This is a genomic window from Sphingorhabdus sp., assembly GCF_046292425.1.
Taxonomy (GTDB): Bacteria; Pseudomonadota; Alphaproteobacteria; order Sphingomonadales; family Sphingomonadaceae; genus Sphingorhabdus_B.
The window spans coordinates 1-667 of the sequence record NZ_JBKBQV010000105.1; the positions used below are offsets into that span (position 1 = coordinate 1).

The 667-nt window shown below is 61.0% G+C and carries 1 protein-coding gene; it reads right to left on the reverse strand.

The window, feature by feature from the left end; translation table 11 throughout:
• Positions 1–384: glucuronate isomerase (locus ACK4S7_RS13085; protein WP_409647683.1), on the reverse strand; the 384-nt coding region annotated here is incomplete at its 3' end.
• Positions 385–667 lie beyond the last annotated feature (283 nt).

A 667-nucleotide genomic window follows, 5' to 3' on the forward strand; every position in this document is an offset into this window, starting at 1 on the left:
GATGCCGAAGGCCTCGGCATAGACCCAGTCGTGCCACATGCGCGACGGCGTGCCCCGGAACAGGTGATAGTTCTCGGCGAAGCGGCGCCAGATCGTGCGCGGATCGGTCTCAAACGGGCCGCCGTCGGCGCGCGGAACGCCTAAGTCCTCCATCGCCATCCCCTGCGAATGCAGCATGCGAAAGACATAGTGGTCGGGCGTGATCAGCAGTTCGGCCGGATTGGCGAAGGCTTGGTTCGTGGCGAACCAGCTGGGATCCGTATGGCCATGCGGGCTGATGATCGGCAGGCCCTTGATCTCGGCATAGAGGCGTCGCGCGACCGCGCGGGTGTCGGCGTCGGCCGGGAACAGACGGTTGGGATTGAGCTTGAGCGGATGAGCCATGACGTCCTTCACTGGTCCTCAATACGGAGACGTTGGATCGCCTCGCGAATCTGGTCTTACCAAATAATCTACCGAAGAGAAAAAGACACCGGTTACCTGGGCTATGTCAAAATCGCTACCGACAAGACAGACCAGATGGTGCGTTTTGTCTGCCACCGCATGCAAGGTCGTCTTGCGTCCCGGCGCGAGGCTGGACATAAGGGCCGGACACCGCACACGCGGGCCGGCTTAGCTCAGTTGGTAGAGCGCCAGTTTTGTAAACTGGATGTCGCGGGTTCGATTC